This is a genomic window from Tenacibaculum larymnensis (assembly GCF_028829235.1).
GTDB classification, from domain to species: Bacteria; Bacteroidota; Bacteroidia; order Flavobacteriales; family Flavobacteriaceae; genus Polaribacter; species Polaribacter larymnensis.
Window position 1 is genome coordinate 325,396 of record NZ_JAIWJY010000004.1, and the last position, 17,246, is coordinate 342,641.

The 17,246-nt window shown below is 31.7% G+C and carries 19 protein-coding genes and 1 riboswitch; of the genes, 8 read left to right on the top strand and 11 right to left on the bottom strand.

Annotation, left to right across the window (positions count from 1 at the left end; all coding sequences use genetic code 11):
* Nucleotide 1: 1 nt before the first annotated feature.
* Complete coding sequence (locus tag LCI24_RS08445; protein WP_274639982.1) at nucleotides 2-1,231, bottom strand: ABC transporter permease; 1,230 nt, start codon at nucleotides 1,229-1,231, stop codon at nucleotides 2-4.
* Between the two features lie 2 nt (nucleotides 1,232-1,233).
* Nucleotides 1,234-1,938 (bottom strand): ABC transporter ATP-binding protein, encoded by a 705-nt coding sequence (locus LCI24_RS08450; RefSeq protein ID WP_274639983.1) that lies wholly within the window; start codon nucleotides 1,936-1,938, stop codon nucleotides 1,234-1,236.
* A 148-nt stretch (nucleotides 1,939-2,086) separates the two neighbouring features.
* On the opposite strand from LCI24_RS08450, the gene LCI24_RS08455 reads away from it, so the two are divergent.
* Nucleotides 2,087-2,500 (top strand): thiol-disulfide oxidoreductase DCC family protein, encoded by a 414-nt coding sequence (locus tag LCI24_RS08455; protein ID WP_274639984.1) that lies wholly within the window; start codon nucleotides 2,087-2,089, stop codon nucleotides 2,498-2,500.
* Nucleotides 2,501-2,572: 72 nt separating this feature from the next.
* On the opposite strand, the gene LCI24_RS08460 is transcribed toward LCI24_RS08455, so the two are convergent.
* Together LCI24_RS08460 and LCI24_RS08465 are read right to left on the bottom strand one after the other, a co-directional pair.
* Entirely contained in the window at nucleotides 2,573-4,465 is a 1,893-nt protein-coding gene (locus LCI24_RS08460; RefSeq protein ID WP_274639985.1) for a TonB-dependent receptor plug domain-containing protein, read from the bottom strand.
* An 83-nt stretch (nucleotides 4,466-4,548) separates the two neighbouring features.
* Nucleotides 4,549-4,743, bottom strand: a riboswitch (cobalamin riboswitch).
* Between the two features lie 9 nt (nucleotides 4,744-4,752).
* Entirely contained in the window at nucleotides 4,753-5,691 is a 939-nt protein-coding gene (locus tag LCI24_RS08465; RefSeq protein WP_274639986.1) for an ABC transporter substrate-binding protein, read from the bottom strand.
* A gap of 101 nt (nucleotides 5,692-5,792) precedes the next feature.
* On the opposite strand from LCI24_RS08465, the gene LCI24_RS08470 reads away from it, so the two are divergent.
* The 7 genes from LCI24_RS08470 (at nucleotide 5,793) to LCI24_RS08500 (ending at nucleotide 10,395) form a co-directional block, all read left to right on the top strand.
* Nucleotides 5,793-6,296, top strand: a complete 504-nt coding sequence (locus LCI24_RS08470; RefSeq protein WP_274639987.1) for a bifunctional adenosylcobinamide kinase/adenosylcobinamide-phosphate guanylyltransferase — start codon at nucleotides 5,793-5,795, stop codon at nucleotides 6,294-6,296.
* A gap of 3 nt (nucleotides 6,297-6,299) precedes the next feature.
* On the top strand, nucleotides 6,300-7,337 hold the full coding sequence (gene cobT, locus LCI24_RS08475) for a nicotinate-nucleotide--dimethylbenzimidazole phosphoribosyltransferase (protein ID WP_274639988.1): 1,038 nt from the start codon (nucleotides 6,300-6,302) through the stop codon (nucleotides 7,335-7,337).
* A gap of 2 nt (nucleotides 7,338-7,339) precedes the next feature.
* Nucleotides 7,340-8,110 carry an adenosylcobinamide-GDP ribazoletransferase gene (locus LCI24_RS08480; RefSeq protein ID WP_274639989.1) on the top strand — a complete coding sequence of 257 codons (771 nt, stop codon included), beginning with the start codon at nucleotides 7,340-7,342 and terminating at the stop codon, nucleotides 8,108-8,110.
* The gene (gene cobC / locus LCI24_RS08485) at nucleotides 8,095-8,622 is read left to right on the top strand and encodes an alpha-ribazole phosphatase (protein WP_274639990.1); all 528 of its coding nucleotides are present in this window, start codon (nucleotides 8,095-8,097) and stop codon (nucleotides 8,620-8,622) included. Before LCI24_RS08480 ends, cobC begins: the two co-directional genes overlap by 16 nt.
* A 12-nt stretch (nucleotides 8,623-8,634) precedes the next feature.
* Nucleotides 8,635-9,747 (top strand): ABC transporter substrate-binding protein, encoded by a 1,113-nt coding sequence (locus LCI24_RS08490; RefSeq protein WP_274639991.1) that lies wholly within the window; start codon nucleotides 8,635-8,637, stop codon nucleotides 9,745-9,747.
* A 123-nt stretch (nucleotides 9,748-9,870) separates the two neighbouring features.
* On the top strand, nucleotides 9,871-10,074 hold the full coding sequence (locus LCI24_RS08495) for a hypothetical protein (RefSeq protein ID WP_274639992.1): 204 nt from the start codon (nucleotides 9,871-9,873) through the stop codon (nucleotides 10,072-10,074).
* Nucleotides 10,075-10,395, top strand: a complete 321-nt coding sequence (locus tag LCI24_RS08500; protein WP_274639993.1) for a hypothetical protein — start codon at nucleotides 10,075-10,077, stop codon at nucleotides 10,393-10,395.
* Nucleotides 10,396-10,438: 43 nt separating this feature from the next.
* Here the strand turns inward: LCI24_RS08500 and LCI24_RS08505 are convergent, their stop codons facing one another.
* The 7 genes from LCI24_RS08505 to LCI24_RS08535 all read right to left on the bottom strand — a co-directional run bounded on the left by LCI24_RS08505 (nucleotide 10,439) and on the right by LCI24_RS08535 (nucleotide 17,105).
* The gene (locus LCI24_RS08505) at nucleotides 10,439-11,047 is read right to left on the bottom strand and encodes an alpha-ketoglutarate-dependent dioxygenase AlkB family protein (RefSeq protein WP_274639994.1); all 609 of its coding nucleotides are present in this window, start codon (nucleotides 11,045-11,047) and stop codon (nucleotides 10,439-10,441) included.
* Between the two features lie 44 nt (nucleotides 11,048-11,091).
* Complete coding sequence (locus LCI24_RS08510; RefSeq protein ID WP_275563636.1) at nucleotides 11,092-12,291, bottom strand: hypothetical protein; 1,200 nt, start codon at nucleotides 12,289-12,291, stop codon at nucleotides 11,092-11,094.
* Nucleotides 12,292-12,398: 107 nt separating this feature from the next.
* Nucleotides 12,399-14,846 (bottom strand): M1 family metallopeptidase, encoded by a 2,448-nt coding sequence (locus LCI24_RS08515; RefSeq protein WP_274639995.1) that lies wholly within the window; start codon nucleotides 14,844-14,846, stop codon nucleotides 12,399-12,401.
* A 119-nt stretch (nucleotides 14,847-14,965) separates the two neighbouring features.
* Nucleotides 14,966-15,526, bottom strand: coding sequence for a DUF4252 domain-containing protein (locus LCI24_RS08520; RefSeq protein ID WP_274639996.1), 561 nt, complete (start codon nucleotides 15,524-15,526; stop codon nucleotides 14,966-14,968).
* 56 nt (nucleotides 15,527-15,582) lie between these two features.
* Nucleotides 15,583-16,098: a DUF4252 domain-containing protein gene (locus tag LCI24_RS08525; RefSeq protein WP_274639997.1), complete on the bottom strand. Its 516-nt coding sequence runs from the start codon at nucleotides 16,096-16,098 to the stop codon at nucleotides 15,583-15,585.
* Nucleotides 16,099-16,138: 40 nt separating this feature from the next.
* A complete protein-coding gene (locus tag LCI24_RS08530; protein ID WP_274639998.1) occupies nucleotides 16,139-16,609 on the bottom strand; it encodes a hypothetical protein in 471 nt (156 codons plus the stop codon).
* Nucleotides 16,596-17,105: an RNA polymerase sigma factor gene (locus LCI24_RS08535; RefSeq protein WP_028891866.1), complete on the bottom strand. Its 510-nt coding sequence runs from the start codon at nucleotides 17,103-17,105 to the stop codon at nucleotides 16,596-16,598. The genes LCI24_RS08530 and LCI24_RS08535 overlap by 14 nt, the downstream gene beginning before the upstream one ends.
* Nucleotides 17,106-17,246 lie beyond the last annotated feature (141 nt).

Sequence of the window (17,246 nt, forward strand, 5' to 3'; positions counted from 1 at the left end):
ATTAGTCTGCTCTTAGTGCTACAATTGGTTTAATTTGTGCTGCCTTTTTTGCTGGTAAATACCCTGCAATTAATCCTGATAAGATTAAAATAATGGTAGCTCCTATTACAATACCTGGACTTACACTTGGATCTTTTATAAAGTATTTTTCTAAACTACCTCCAATAGCACTTAAAATGTAAGTTCCTAAACTTAAACCTAAGTACCCTGCTATTGTGGTTATTAAAATAGATTCTTGAATTACCATACCAATAATTGAAGATGGTTTTGCACCTAATGCTTTACGAATTCCGAATTCTTTGGTACGCTCTTTAATAACAAAAATCATAATGTTACTAATACCTATAATACCTGCAATTAAAGTTCCTGAACCTACAAATATGACAATGAAATACAATGCAAACATAAATTGATTAATCCCTTTATTCGCTTCCGCCATGTTTCTTACAGATAAAGCACTTTGATCATCTGGGTGAATGTCTAATTTTTTACGTAAATCTCTTTCTAATCTATTACCAAATGTAATGGCTTGGTCAAGATTTAACTTAGGGTCATATCCTATATTAATTTGACTGATATAATCATTGTTCCCATATAACTTTTGCGCAGTTGTTACAGGCATGTAAGTCAATCTTTCTTCATTATCTCCTCCCTTATCAGAAAATATTCCGACTACTTTGTATGAAATTCCATCAACATTTACTCTTTTTCCTAAAGCTGGCTTTTCTCCAAATAAATCTTGCTTTACAAGTCTACCAATTACAATTACTTTAGACTTGTCTTTTAAGTCTAAGTCGTTAATATACCTTCCTTCATCAATAATTGTTTTTTCTAAAAACTGATGATCTGGGTGAACTGCACGTAATTGATAATTATTTTGATTGTTCTTGTAGGTAATATTTACGCTTTTGTATATTCTTGCCGTTAAATGTTGAATTTTGTTTTCATATTCGTCTTTAACGTAATCAAAGTCTTTATTTTTTAGCTGAATTCTTCTTCCTGTTTGTAATCCTTTATAAGGTTTTGATGTTTTCCATACTCTTACAAACATAGCATTGGTTGCATCATCTACAAAAGCAGATTTGAACTGATTTTGTAAACCTGATACAATTCCGAATAATAGCGTAAATAGTAAAATAGCAAAGGCAACAGTGAATCCTGATAAAACAGAACGCAGCTTATTTTTACCAATACTTTGAAATATTTCTCTCCAGCGATCTAAATCAAACATAATTAAATTGCTTTTGCTTTATTTGTTGCCGCTTCTGTTAACTCATCACTAATTATAACTCCATCTTTTAAACGAACAACTCTATTAGTCTGTGCTGCTACTTCTTCCTCGTGTGTAATTACAAAAACAGTCATTCCTTCATCGTTAATTTCTTTTAATAAATCCATTACCGAATCGGTTGTTGTAGAATCTAAAGCTCCTGTAGGCTCATCTGCTAATACAACTTTTGGTTTGGTAGCTAAAGCTCTTGCAATTGCTACACGTTGCTTTTGACCTCCAGAAAGCTCATTCGGCAAGTGATTAGCCCATTCTTTTAATCCTACTTTTTCAAGATATTCTAAAGCTATTTCTAACCGTTCTTTTCTACCAACTCCTTTATAATACAATGGTAAAGCAACATTTTCTAGAGCTGTTTTATAGGAAATTAAATTGAATGATTGGAAAACGAATCCTAAAAACTTGTTACGTAATACAGCAGCTTTTTTTTCATTTAAATTTTCTATTAACTGCCCATTTAAGTAATATTTTCCTTCATCATGTGTATCTAATAAACCTACAATATTTAATAAGGTAGATTTTCCAGACCCTGAAGATCCCATAATAGACACAAATTCCCCTTCTTTTATGTGTAAATCTAGCCCTTTTAAAACATGAAGTGAGTCTTTTCCTATAGGGTAAGATTTGTGAAGATTTTCTATTCGAATCATAGTGTTAGTTAATTTTTAAATAAAAATAAATACTAATTTCTCTAATCTACTAATAAATTATTGTTAAATCATTATTTACTTTCTTACAAGACGCTTAATTTTGATTAATGTTACAAGTTAGCGCTTAATTTTTTACAAAAAACTAAATATGAACAATTTACCTAGCAATAAAAAAGTGATTTTGTTTGATGGTGTGTGTAATTTTTGCAACGATAGTGTGCTAAAAGTTATAAAGTATGACACTAAAAATATGTTTGTTTTTACCTCTCTTCAATCAGACATAGGAAAAGAAATCACACAATATCTGGGTATTGATACTTCTAAAGTTGATTCTATTATTTTATATGAACCAAATGTGGCTTATGATATTAAATCATCAGCAGCTTTAAAAATTATGAATGATTTTGGCGGAATTTGGAAGTTAACTCAAGTTTTTTGGATTCTACCTGAAGGGCTTAGAAATATTGTATACGATTATATTGCTAAAAATCGTTATAAATGGTTTGGTAAAAAAGAAGCGTGCATGATTCCTTCTAAAGAAATACAAGAAAAGTTTTTATAAAAAGTAAGCTCACCAAGTTGGTGAGCTTATTCATAGCAATATTTCCCTGTTTACTGGGGGACAACCTCTAAATTAAAAGGATAAACGAACTCCTAACTTATAATTTCTTCCTAAAGTTGTATATCCTAAAGTTTCTTGATAATCTTCATTTAAAATATTAGTTACTCCTAAAAATAATTTTACATTATCGTTTAACTTATGGTTTGCTGAAAAATCTAACAACGAATATGACTCTAAAGAAATGTTTTCATAAGGAAACCCTCTAAAATCTGTATCATCTCTATCGCTAACATATTGATAATTTAATGATAAGTTAGTTGCTTTAATTTCATAATTTACTCCTGCATTTATTTTATGCTTTGGAATTCTAATTGCGGTTTCTTTGTTATTTGTGTAGGTGTAATTAGTGCTCACCCCTAAACTTTCTAATAGTTTATAATTTACATTAAACTCAACTCCATTTACAACAGCATCGCCAATATTATCCATTAAATAAGTTGTAGGATTGTATGCAATTATATTTTCTATATCTCTATTAAAATAAACAGCATTAAGTACTAATGAGTTTAACTTATACTCTACTCCTCCTTCATATGTTACACTCTCTTGTGGTTCTAGGTCTACATTTCCCCAAGAAGCATATAAATCTTGAACAGACGGAGCTATAAAAGCTGTACTATATGATGCTAAGAACTTAAGATATCCATTTTCTTGTTTTATTCTATAAGATGGATTTACGTTATATACAAAGTGGTTACCATATTTATTATGGTTATTTAATCGAACTCCTGCATTAACATTCAATCCAAAATCTGATACATAAACAGCATTCACATAAGGATCTATTAATTTTGTTGTTGGTTCTTCTGAATACTCAGTTTTAGTTAACTCTGTTTCTCCATAAGGAATTGAATAGGTTTCAATTGTATTATGTTGAAAATTTACTCCAGCTAAAAAGTATATTTTATCAAATTCATGCTTTAAAAATGCATCAGCTATATAATTTTCGCCTTTACTTATTCCTGGATACTGAGTGTTAACTCTATCTGAATCGTACTTGCTGTAGGCCATATTTATTTGTACACTACCTTTTCCATATTCGTATTTAGGAGATAAACTTACTCTATAGCTTTTATCTAACGAAACGTTATCAGCATCAGCAAAAGAACCTCCATCATAACTATTGGTAAATTCACTATAACTCCCTAAAGTATTAATGGAAAACTTATCGTTAAATTTATAACCTAATTTCACATTTGTAGAAATACGTTGAAATGGATCATTTTTAAAAGATTCTCCATTTTCTCCTCTTGCAGATGATGTTCCTTTTGTATCAAGAGATGAAAAACTCACTAAATAGTTAAAATCATTGATTTTTCCATTAACATTTGCAGAACTCTGGATACTTGTACCACTCTTAGTATTTTGGTCATTATTTGTTCCTCCAAATAACGATAATGCAACATTCGTTTTATTTGATTTAGCCTCTTTTAGCTTAATATTTATTACTGCTGTCGCTGCACCTGTTCCATATAAAGTACTGGCAGCTCCTTTAATTACTTCTATTGATTCTACATCGTTTAAATCTAACAATCTTAAATCAAAGCTTCCAGAAGTACTTGATGGATTAGATACTTGAATTCCATCAATTAACACTACTAACTCTTTAGTGCTTCCCCCTCTTACAAAAACCCCTAATGTTTGTCCTGGTGAACTTGTGTTTCCGTTTATTTCAATTCCTGAAATATTATTAATTAAGTCAACAACATTTTTACCACTACTTCTTTCAATAGTTTCTGCTGTTATTTTATGAATAACTTTTCCAGAATTTTCCTTTTTTAAATTGAATTTAGAATCTGAAATTACAACTTCATCTAGTTGTATTGTTTTTTCTTGTTCTTGCGCATTGATATTAAACGCAAAAAATGATGTTAAAACACTTAAGTAAAGTACTTTTTTTTTCATTACTACTTAATCATTAAAGTTTAAAATCAGGAAAAATATAAGCGTAGAAAAACCACACCCAAACTTTTATCCCGAAAGTTCGAATTACATGTTGAATCTTGGCAGGTCTCCTGGCTTGCGTCTTGCAACATACCTTCCCATTTTAAAAACAGTGGTTTGAGTAATTGTTACAAGCTTAATAGCTTACAGTTGCGGGAACAGCTTCGGTTTTACACCGAATTCCCTTTTAATTCTCTTTAATAGATGATTAAAGAAAAACCAAAAATCACGGCAAATGTATAGTATTCTTATAAATTAGCAACCATCAAATCATGATATTTTGCGAATTTTGTTTTTAAGTTCTCTGGTAGTGTATAATAATCTGGATGAATCATTTTTGCTAAACATTCAACTCCTTCTACTAAAGTACCCGCAGAAGATTGTGTAAACATGGCGAAGTCAGCAATGTATACTTGTTTGTTTTTTACAGCTCTCAAAGACTTCCATTCTTCTCTTTCTTCTAAAAACTTCATGTCTTCTAGTGTTCTATCGATTCCATATCCACAAGGAGCAATAATTAATACCTCTGGATCATATTTTACAATTTTATCCCAAGAAATAACGATGCTATCTCCTGATGGATGCGACAATAAATCAATTCCGCCTGCATATCCTATTTGATGGGGAATCCAATGTCCGCAGTTAAACAACGGATCAATCCACTCTAACAGCATTACACTTTTAGACTGTATTTTATGCTCACGTTGCACATCTACAATGTCATAAATACGTTTTTTTAATCCCTTTACATACGCCTCTCCTACTTCTTCTTGCTTCATTGCTTTTGCAATAGTTAATGCATTATCAAAAACATCTTCTAAAGAGTTTGGAGTAATTGATATTAATTCTGGAACCTTAGGCAATTTATACGCTGATTTTGCCACAGATTCTGTATCTATCTGACAAACATCACATACATCTTGTGTAAAAACAATATCGGGTGCTATACTTTCTAAAACAGGTTCATCAACATAATACAACGTCTTTCCTTCTGCCTTGGTTTTAGAAAAAATAGCCGTTATTTCTTTACTCGTTAACACTTTTCCTTCTAACTTATATCGAACAGCTACTTCTTTTTCTTTTAGAGCTACTTCTGAACACTCAAAAGTTATTCCGTTTAAATAATCTTGTAACCCCATGTCATAAATCATCTGAGTTACTGCTGGCATAAAAGAAGATACTGTCATAATTCGTGGTTTTAGTTCAGCAAAAATAAACAGTTCTCTATTTTAATTTGTTTTTTATTAAAAATCTTTCCAATCTTTGTGTCAAAATAAAATGCGATTTCATGATATATTATATCTCAGGAGGTGAACGCTCAGGTAAAAGTAGCTATGCTCAAAAGTTAGCAGAATCTTTATCTAAAACCCCTATTTACCTAGCAACTTCTCGTATTTGGGACGAAGATTTTAAACAACGAGTAGACAGGCATATTTCTGATAGAGATGAACGTTGGACCACTATTGAAGAAGAAAAATGGTTAAGTAAAGTAATTTCTGAAAAACAAACGGTGGTTATCGATTGTGTAACACTGTGGCTAACAAATTTCTTTGTAGACACAAAATATGATATTGAAAAAGCACTAGAAATCGCCAAAGAAGAAATAAACAAATTGGTTGAAATTGACGCCAATATTATCATCATTTCTAATGAAATTGGTATGGGATTACACGCTAATTCTGAATCTGGAAGAAAATTTACACAACTACAAGGTTGGACGAATCAACACATAGCAAAATTGGCTGACAAAGCTACTTTTATGGTATCTGGACTTCCTTTAACTTTAAAATAACACATGATAACAACAATAACTCCCTTATCAAAAGATTTACTGAGCGAACTTCAAGAAGAAATCAACTTCAAAACCAAACCTATTGGTGCTTTAGGTACTTTAGAAAAAATCGGCATGCAAGTGGGGTTAATTCAAAATACCACTAGCCCTGTGTTATCAAAACCTACAATTATGGTTTTTGCAGGAGATCATGGAATTGCTACTACAGGAAAAGTGAGTCCGTATCCTCAAGAAGTTACCCAACAAATGGTCTTTAATTTTTTACAAGGAGGTGCTGCTATTAATGTGTTTTGTAAACAAAATAATATTCATTTAAACATTGTAGATGCTGGTGTAAATGCTGATTTTGAAGTACATCCACAACTTACCAATGCCAAAATAGCGAAAGGAACTCAAGATTATAGCACTACCAAAGCTATGACTTCAGAACAATGTCAAGAAGCGATAGAAAAAGGAAGACAATTGGTAAGAAAGGTATATAGCGAAGGTTGTAATGTTATTGGTTTTGGTGAAATGGGGATTGGCAACACATCATCTGGAGCTTTATTAATGAGTTATTTTACCAATACACCTATTGAAAAATGTGTTGGTAGAGGTACTGGAGTGGATGATAAAGGACTACAAACAAAAATCGACACATTATGTGAAGTCTATAAGTTACATGCCGATTCTATTTCAACTCCTATGGAAGCCTTAACTGCTTTCGGCGGATTTGAAATTGTAATGATGTGTGGTGCTATGTTAGAAGCTGCTTCCTTAAAAATGACCTTACTTATTGATGGTTTTATTGTTACTGCTGCCCTATTAGCGGCTCATGCAATGGAATCTGATATTTTAGACTATTGTATTTTCTGTCATAATTCAGGAGAACAAGGGCATCAAAAAATGTTAGAGTTCTTAAATGCTGAACCGCTTTTAAATTTAGGCTTACGCTTAGGTGAAGGAACAGGTTGTGCAGTTGCATTTCCTATTATTCAATCGAGTGTGAACTTTTTAAACGAAATGGCTACTTTTAAAAGTGCCAATGTTAGCGAAGCCTAGTTATGATAAAAAGACAAATCCATTATTTTTTAACAGCTGTATTGTTTTTTACACGAATTCCGTGTCCTAAATGGGTAAATCATTCTCCTGAAATACTCAACAAAAGCAGTCGCTATTTTTCTTTAGTAGGAATTGTAGTCGGAAGCATTGCAGCACTAACTTATTTCGCTTCTTCTTATATTTTTCCTACAGATATTGCTATTGTAATTAGTATGATTAGTTCCGTTTGGATTACAGGAGCTTTTCATGAAGATGGATTTGCTGATGTATGTGATGGTTTTGGTGGCGGATGGACCAAAGAAAAGATTTTAACCATTATGAAAGATTCCCGACTCGGAACTTTCGGAGTGAGCGGTTTGGTCTTTATCCTAGCTATAAAGTTTTTAGCTTTATATCATTTACAAAACCTATCAGTTAATTTAATTCTAGTAATTATCTCGGGGCATAGTATTAGCCGATTTATCGCAACTGTTCTATTATACACACATGACTATGTAAGAGATATTGACAGTTCTAAAATAAAACCAACCACCAAACAAATGAGTAGTAAATCGCTACTCATATCAGCTATTTTCGGAATAGCACCCTTATTTTTCTTTCAAAAACCAACGGTATTTTTAGTATTACTTCCCTTATTACTCACCTATTTGTATATGGGGCATTTCTTTAAAAAATGGATTGGTGGTCAAACAGGAGATTGTGCGGGTGCTTTGCAACAAGTAGCTGAAATTGTTTTTTATCTAAGCCTACTCGCCTTATGGAAGTTATTTTAGTACGACATACCACACCTGATATTGCCAAAGGTATATGCTATGGTCAAGCAGATATTGACGTAACAACTAATTTTGAAGAAGAAGTGAGCAGTATTCTAAAAAAAGTTCCTGTTAACAATACTGATGTAACGTATTATAGCAGTCCCCTAAAACGTTGTAAACTTTTAGCTGAAAAACTTTCAGCTAACGTGATTTTTGACAACCGATTGAAAGAACTTGATTTTGGTGATTGGGAGCTCCAAAAATGGAACGATATTGATAAAAAAGAACTCGATATTTGGATGAACAATTTTGTAAAAACTCCTGCTAAAAATGGAGAATCTTATATCGATTTGCACAACAGAACTACCGAATTTTTATCCGAATTAACGACCAAAAACCATCAAAAAGTTGTGCTTGTTACCCATGCAGGAGTAATGAGAAGTCTTTGGGCTTATATGAATGAAATTCCGTTGGAAAAATCATTTGAATTAAAACTAAACTACGGAGATACGTTAACTTTCCACCTATAAAAACAAATTACTATGAAACGCTATTTATTTATTCTTTCCTTATTTGTGTTCTTTACACAATGTAAACAAGAAGCTAAAAAAACTACTGAAAAGAAACCTGCTAAAAGCACTGTGAAATACGCCAAGGGGTTTGATATTATTTCAGAAAACGGAGTAAAAAAATTAGTGATCAAAAAGGCTTTTCAAAGCTCACACGACCTATATTCTTATACGCTTACCGATAAAACCGATCTTTCTAAAAATGAAATTAAAGTTCCTGTAGAAAAAATGGTGGTTACCAGTACCACGCACGTTCCAATGTTGGAACTTTTGAATGCTGAAAATACTATTGTTGGTTTTCCGCACACCAAATATGTTTCTTCAAAAAGGACAAGAAAAAGAATTGACGAAGGTAACATTGTTGAATTAGGTTTAGAACAAGATATGAACACCGAAAAACTTATCGATTTAGAGCCTGAATTAGTTATTGGTTTTGCTTTGCATCCAAATACAAAACTATACCAAAACATCAAAAAAACGGGAGTTCCTGTGATTTTTAATGGTGATTGGTTAGAAGAAACGCCTTTAGGGAGAGCGGAATGGATTAAATTCTTCGGAGCTTTATACGGAAAAGAAAAGGAAGCAGACAGTATTTTTACGAACATAGAAACAGAGTACTTAAAAGCAAAAGAAATTGCTAAAAACAGCGATAAACAACCTACGATTTTATCTGGAAGCATGTTTAAAGATGTTTGGAATGTTCCTGCTGGTGAAAGTTTTATCGCTACCTTTTTTAACGATGCAAACCTTAATTACTTATGGAAAGAAACTAGCGGAACGGGGAGTTTGCAACTTAATTTTGAAAGTGTATTAGAAAAAGGACAACATGCCGATTTTTGGTTTAACTGTGGCTTGTATGCTACCAAAGAACAGCTAACTAACGCAAATATTCATTACAAAGAGTTTGATGCATTTACTAATAACAAGATATTTTCTATCGGACATAACAAAGGAGAAAGTGGCGGTTTAATTTACTTTGAACTCTCTCCTATACGACCAGACTTAGTGCTGAAAGATTTGATAAAAATTACACATCCTAATTTGCTCCCAGAATATGAATTGACTTTTTATAAGGAAATGGAGTAAGTTTTTGAATTATGATTTACGATTGATGAATTGGTCAAAACACCTAGTTTCCCTTTATTTTAAATCATTTTTATATACTATATTTATACATTTCTTAATTAATTTTAATAAAAGCTTTTGAAAATGAAATATAATTATCTAGTTCTAATAATGACTTTGTGTTTCTCATTTGTCTCTTGTTCTAACGATGAAAATGATTGTTTATCAGAAAAAACTGAAATCATCGAGAAATTCAACAAACTAATTGAATTAGCTGAAGGAGACGAAGCACAACAAAAAGCATTAATACAACAACGTGATGATAAATTAAAATCATTAAACTGTTAAATGAAAAAATTAACAGTAAGTGCTTGGAATGATGATAAACATAATCAACGAGGGAACGGATATGGAATTAGAGTTGGTGTAAAAGGACGTGATTTTTTTGAAGAAAAAATCTCTGAAATTAATTTATCAATCGAAAACTCCAGCTTCTTTAAGGTAAAAATAACAAGTGGTTTTTGGAAAGATTGTCCAGAATTTAGAGATAAAAGAATCGGAAAATGGCTTATTGAAAATAATTTTACTTTTTGGAAAAAGGGAATGCCTCCTAAGTTCTACTTAACCGTTTTAGGTAATAATCAATTCCTTTTGGAAAAAATTGACTAAATACTAAAGAAAATAAAAGTAAACTATTTACTATTATATACCCCTACCTCACAATCGTTCTAAACGTTAAGTTCACCCGTGGTCGGTGGACTTTTTTTGTAGGCGGTAATCGGTGTAGCCAATGGGTTTGGGTTTCGTCTTTCATCACCAATAACGAACCATGTTCTAACACTTTATACACCGTTTCTTTGGTTTGTTTGTGTTTAAATCCAAAACGTCTTTCTGCACCAAAGCTTAACGAAGCAATCGCTCCGTTCTTTTTTAAATCTTTTTCTCCGTCACTATGCCACGCCATTCCTTCAGAACCATCGTGGTATAAATTCAGTAAGCAAGAGTTATAGGTTTCGCCTGTTTCCTTTTCAACTAGTCCTTTTAACGCTAACAATTCTTTGGTAAATGGTAAGGCTGTTTTGGTAATGTTAGAATAGGAATATTCAAAGGGTTTTTCGGCATACCAAGCTACTTTTCGTTTGGTTACCATGCGTTTACCAAAAATAATAGCTTCATCGTTACGCCATTCAATAGAATTCAATAAAGCCTCGTAATAATGGTCTGCTAGTTCCTTAGACAAAACAATTCCGTAGTAGTTTACCGTTCCATCTTTCGGAAGTAAGTTTTTAGGAGCATCGCCAAATTGTAAGAATAAGTCCATCGCTATAAAATTAAAAAACTCCTGTAGATTACAGGAGCTTTTCTTTAATTTCTAAACTTATTTCGTGTGATAATATGTTTTAGTTTCTGTTTTAAGTCGGTACCCGTATCGTATACCATTTGTTCGTTAGATGGAAAAATCACTACTCTTTCATTCAATAAATCTAACAGTGAAGTCTCTAACGCTCTTTTGTCACCATCATAATCGGCATATACATGCTCAAATACAAACTCACTTTGAATAGGAAACTTTTGTACTAATTGATTCGTTCTGTTATCAATATACTTTACAACTCCACTAACTCGGCTGCTTTTAAACTGCGTAAATTGATATAATTTACAACGAATTACTTTGTACTTATCTACCTTTATTTTATTTCCTAAACTATCCTTCACGTAGTTACCGTTGTTATCTAACAAGTACTTGTAACCGTCTTTAATTCTTTTTTCTTTAATGATTTCTTTTTCGCGAACTTGTTCAGGAGAAATTTCAATATTTCTAAAATCTAATTCCAAATCAAAATCATAACGAATTTTTCTGTCTTTATTTGCATGATATACGGTCCATAAATCATTTAATCCGTAGGTATCAATCGCCAATAAATCTCTTTCTAATCTTTTAGGAATTATTTGATTGGTTTTATTTCTTACTGATACATGTACAAAATCTGTCCCCAACTCATGAGCTTCTTCAATTAACGCTCTTGTATCTTTATAATTCGGGTTGATTTTATCTAAATGTCTTAGCTCATCAAAAGCATGTCGGTAATTAATTTTATTACGTTTTCCGTCATTCAACAAGGCAACTCCATTTTCGTATAAATAATCGGCATAGTTTTCTTTAGCTTCAATAATTCTATCAGCATAACTAACCATTTTGAATTTAGCATCTCTTCCTGATGATAAAATTCGTAACGGTAATAATGGTTTAATTCTTTCCTGACGATTATTTAATCGTTGGTATAAATTATAAATAGATTCTAAATTCGACGGATTTTGCTCTTTTTCTAAAAATGAAATACGGTCTAAATCTCTTTGAGTCGCTTTAGCAAAAGCTTCTTGAAGCATCAACACATACGGCTGATTTTTCTCTTTGGTTTTGTTCTTTGCTAAATTTTCTATTGATAAAGAAATAGCTTTTTCGTAATCACCAGAATTAATAGCCTTTTCGGTAGTTTTAATACTACTACAAGACGCTAATACTAGCACTGAAAAAATAGATAGTAGGGTAGTTTTTTTAATCATAAAGTTTAAGTTTCGCTAGAAAATTCAATTTCTGTGCCAAAACTAAGTATTCTTTTTAACTTAAACTTTATGATTTTATATAATATGTGCTAAGAGTTTAATTTTGTTTACTCTAACAATTTTGCTGTTGCAATTTGTATAACTCGTAAGTTATTATCAATGTTTGAAGGATTGTTTGCCTTTTGCATTTCTACTAATTGACGTAACAAGTTAATTCCTACTTTATCAAAATTATATTGCTTGTATTGCAATCCTTTCGCTACAATATCATCCGCTAAATTTTGAATGGCTTCTGTATTGTTACTTTTTCCAATTTTATCAAACGCTTCTTTGTATAAAGATTGAATTTTCTTATTCGGACTTAAGAACATTCCTGCCATTACATTACCCGCAATAAAACTTAACTCTGTATCGTCATTTTCTTCTAAATAAATACGTGTTAACGGAGTGGCTACAATCTTTTTTACTTCTAACGGTAAGGTTTTTGATTTTTGAATTGCCAACTGCTTATCGATATAATACATTGCTACCAATGATTTACCCAATACTGAGTATGATTTACTTTGTAAACCTTTATCAAATACCGATTTTAATGCAGGGTCAGTTAACTTTCCTAAGGTTTCAATAGCAGCCGCTTGTACTAATGTTTTAGGATCGTTATTAGCCATTTTCATAATTTTATCAATCACATTTCTCTTTGAATTTTTATTGATTAGATTGATGTTTTCCAACGCTAAAATTCTGATTTTATAAAAATCGTCATTCATCGCTCCAGCAACTGCATTAAACGCATTTTTATCATCTTGATGTTTTGCAACTTCTAACAACGCTTCTCTTTTATGAGCATAGTTTTGAGCATATTTTAATTGATGGATATAATCACTCAACACTTTATTTTCTGAAATATCACATAGTAATACTCCATCTGCATTTACTTGAATTAAATCTGGTTGTTTAGTAAAAGGGAAGGTAAACGAAGCATCTCTACCATCCACAAAAACATTATGACGTGTACGTTTACCTCCTTCAAAAACATCAATTGCAAATGGGAATTTAAACTCGTTAATTTGTGTTTGCATGATATTTACAGTTACCGTTTTACGTAACTTGTTATAATCATACGAAATAGACAACTTCGGGTGACCACTATTAAAATACCACTGATTGAAAAACCAGTTTAAATCTTTTCCGGTAACTTTTTCAAAAGCCAAACGTAACTGATGTGCTTCTGCTGTTCCGTATTTATAATCGGTTAAATAGGTATTTAATGTCGTATAAAAAGCATCATCGCCTAAATAGTTACGTAACATGTGTAAAATAGCGCCACCTTTGTTGTAACTCACCGCATCAAACATATCTTCTTTATCATCGTAATAAAAACGAACTAAATGCTTGTCATAATTTTGCCCTTGCTTATACGCCTCGCTATCTTCAAACAAATGTGCATCTGCTTCGTCTTTTCCATATTTATGCTCTAACCATAAATATTCGCTATAATTCGCAAAACTCTCATTTACAGTTAAGTTACTCCAACTTTCAGTTGTAACTAAATCACCAAACCAGTGATGAAAAACTTCGTGTGCAATGGTATTTTCTTGTACGTTTTCATCAATTAACTGCCCTGGTCTTTGGTATGCGTTTTCTCCATGAATTACCGCTGTGGTATTTTCCATCGCTCCACTAACATAATCGCGACCAACTATTTGTGCATACTTATTCCAAGGATACTCAATTCCTGTAATTTTTGAGAAAAAAGCTAACATTTCAGGCGTATTTCCAAAAATATCTTTTGCATACGGAGCATATTCCTTTTCTACATAATAATCAACTGGAATATCTTTGTACTTGTCTTTAATAATCTCATACTCTCCTACTCCCATAAAGAATAAATACGGAGCGTGTTTTTGAGTAAAATTCCAATAATCGGTACGAGTTCCATCTGCATTTGTTTTTTGCTTTTCTAATTTTCCGTTAGAAAGTGTTACATACTTTTGCGGAACCGTCATGTAAATTTCTTGTGATGTTTTTTGATTCGGTGCATCAATTGTTGGAAACCAACAACTACTCGCTTCAGTTTCACCTTGCGTCCAAATTTGGGTCGGTTTGTTTTTATCTAAGCCTTTCGGATTGATAAAATATAACCCTTTTGCTGAAGTAATTGCAGCACTTCCTTTTTGTTTTACTCTTTCAGGACGTGCAGTATATTTAATATACAGCGTAAACTCTTCATTTCGATTGTATTTGCGAGGTAAATTGATAACCAACTCAAAATCGTCATAATTAAAATCTAATGGTTGGTTATTCATCATTACTTTATGAATTTCCATTGCTTTGGCATCTAAAGTAACTTTATCTGTTTCGTAAAAATGTGGTTTTAGTGTTACCCATTCTTCTCCATTCATTTCTTGTTCTTGAAAGTTAAAATCTACTTTTAACTTCGTATGAATTAAACTATGAACTTTGTCTCTTTCAGCTCTATAAACTTTATTTGATTGAGAGAATAATGTTACTGTAAAAAGGGTAACAACGACAACAAGGAGTTTTTGAAACTTCATATATTTTTGTTTAGACTCCAAAAATAGGAAAATCTATTGGTAGGCTTGTTAATGCCCCGTTAAAAAGAAAAAAGCCATCAGATAATCTGATGGCTTTTTAATATTTTTAATAATGGCGGTTACTCTGCTTTATCTGAGACTATATCATTATCTCCTAAAATCATTTTAAATTGTTTTAGGTCTACATTTCCTGCATCGAAATTAGCTTTCTGCATCATTCCCATAATTTTGTTAACATCCATATTTTCTCCTAAAACACGTGCTACACCTACTCCCATTCCTTTTCCATAACCAAAAGCTATAATTTCGTCGATAGCATCTGCTTCACCTAAATAATAAATTGCAGCATTGGCTCCGTCTTTTTTAAATTTCATCAACTCTTTGTAGTTTGATTTCTTTAAAATAGATTTTAATCTCTCTTTTTCAGCTTTATAACTTGCCTCGTCTAAGTTTTTATACGGAACACCTGTAACATTTATTTTTTTTATGCTTTCGTAGGCTTTTTTATCTTCTTCAGAAGCTTTATCCATGCTTAATTGAAGTGCACTTGCTGGTAAGTCAAACGACATGAAACCTTCTTTGTCTTGACTTTCTACCAAATAACTTTGTAACGATTCTGTTTTACAAGAAACTGTTACAAATGCTATTAGTAACATTGAATATATAACTAGTTTTTTCATTGTTGTTAGTTTTTGATTGAAAGCAGCATTAACGAATTAACGCTGCTCTGTTTGTTTTATTTATCTTTCTTTCCGTCTTTAGAAAACGTTTCTGCTAGTTTAGACATTTTGTTAATATCTATATTTCCTGTTAACGAAACAATTACTGACTCTGGTGATCCGTTTTTAGAATCTTTGTCTTTTACAAACATTAACACTTCACTTACAAAATCTTTGTTTTTAGTTGCCTTAACATAAATCTTTACACGAGAATCTTTGTCTTTTACTCGCATTAACTCTATTAAGTTACTTTTTCCTACAGCTGATTTTACCATATTTTCCATTTGAGCTGCTACGGCAGCATTTTCAGTAGAAAAAACTTTTAATTCTTGTAAGTCTTGAATCATCTTAAAAACTTCCATTGCTTCATTGTCTTCAGACTCTACTTTAAATTTTGATAAAATTTCAAAAGCATCTTTGTTTACAACAACTGATGAAACTTCATCAATATCTTCTAACTTATCAAAAATTGATTGTCCGAAACTTAAGTTAGATACAAATGCTAATGCTAATAATACTATTACTTTTTTCATGATTTCTTTTGTTTATAAGTACTTGGTTTTACTTTCTTTATTAATTTACAGTGTTTATTACTTTATTTACTGTTTCTTCATAGGTTTCTAAATGTTCAATTGCATCACTTCCCTTTTTTAGGTTGTTTGAAACGGCATATATAGCTTCGTTTCCTTTGTTTAAATTGACTGAAACTAGTTGTAACACTTCTTTAATTTGCGCAAACTGTTTACGTTGTTGATACTTTTGGTATTCTTCGTTACCTATAAATACACTAAATAGTAAGACTACTGACGCTGCTACCGACAACCATTTCCAGTTCTTCTTAGTTTTCTCAGGTTTTAACTGAATGGTTTGGGTAAAGGTTTCATCTTTACTTTGTTTAAAATAACCAAACATCATACTGTACTCTTGCAAATGAGGTGCCACATTGTTTGAGGTAAAATACTCTTGTAGCATCTTTTCTTCTTGCAACGTTGTTTCTGCGTCTAGATATTTTTCTAATAACTTCTCTATGTTAGCTAACTCCATAGTTATGTTTTTTAATGAGTTCTTCTCTTATTGTTTTTCTTGCTCTTGATAAGGCTACCCTTACAGCGGTAGGTTTCATATCTACCATTTTGCATATTTCATCAAAATCATACTGTTCGATATCACGTAACTGAATGATTATTTTTTGCTGTTCTGGTAATTTTTCAATGAGCTGATGTACTTGGTTTACACTATCGTTATGTTCTACTTTCTTTTCTAGCGATGTTTCTTTTTCTTTATAATTGCTATGCACTAATGTTAAATTACTTGCTTGCTTCGATTTTAATCGATCATAACAATAATTTTTTGTCATCGTCATCGCAAATGCCTCTACATTTTTGTAGTCGGACAGTTTTTCCCGATTCCTCCACAATTTAAAATACAATTCTTGCGTAGCGTCTTCAGCTTCTTCTGTAGAAACCAACAACCTTTTCGCTAAACGAAAGACTTTGTCTTTAAATGGTAATACAACTTTTAAAAAGTCTGTTTGGTTCATTGTTTAGTTGATTAATTGTGTAATCCTTTAAAATAAACACTTCTTATTTATCAGGCTTACATAACTACGACGAGGCAGTTTCAAGTTTGTTACATCAATAATAAAAAAAATAATATTATTCGTTAAATTGCGTTGGTATTA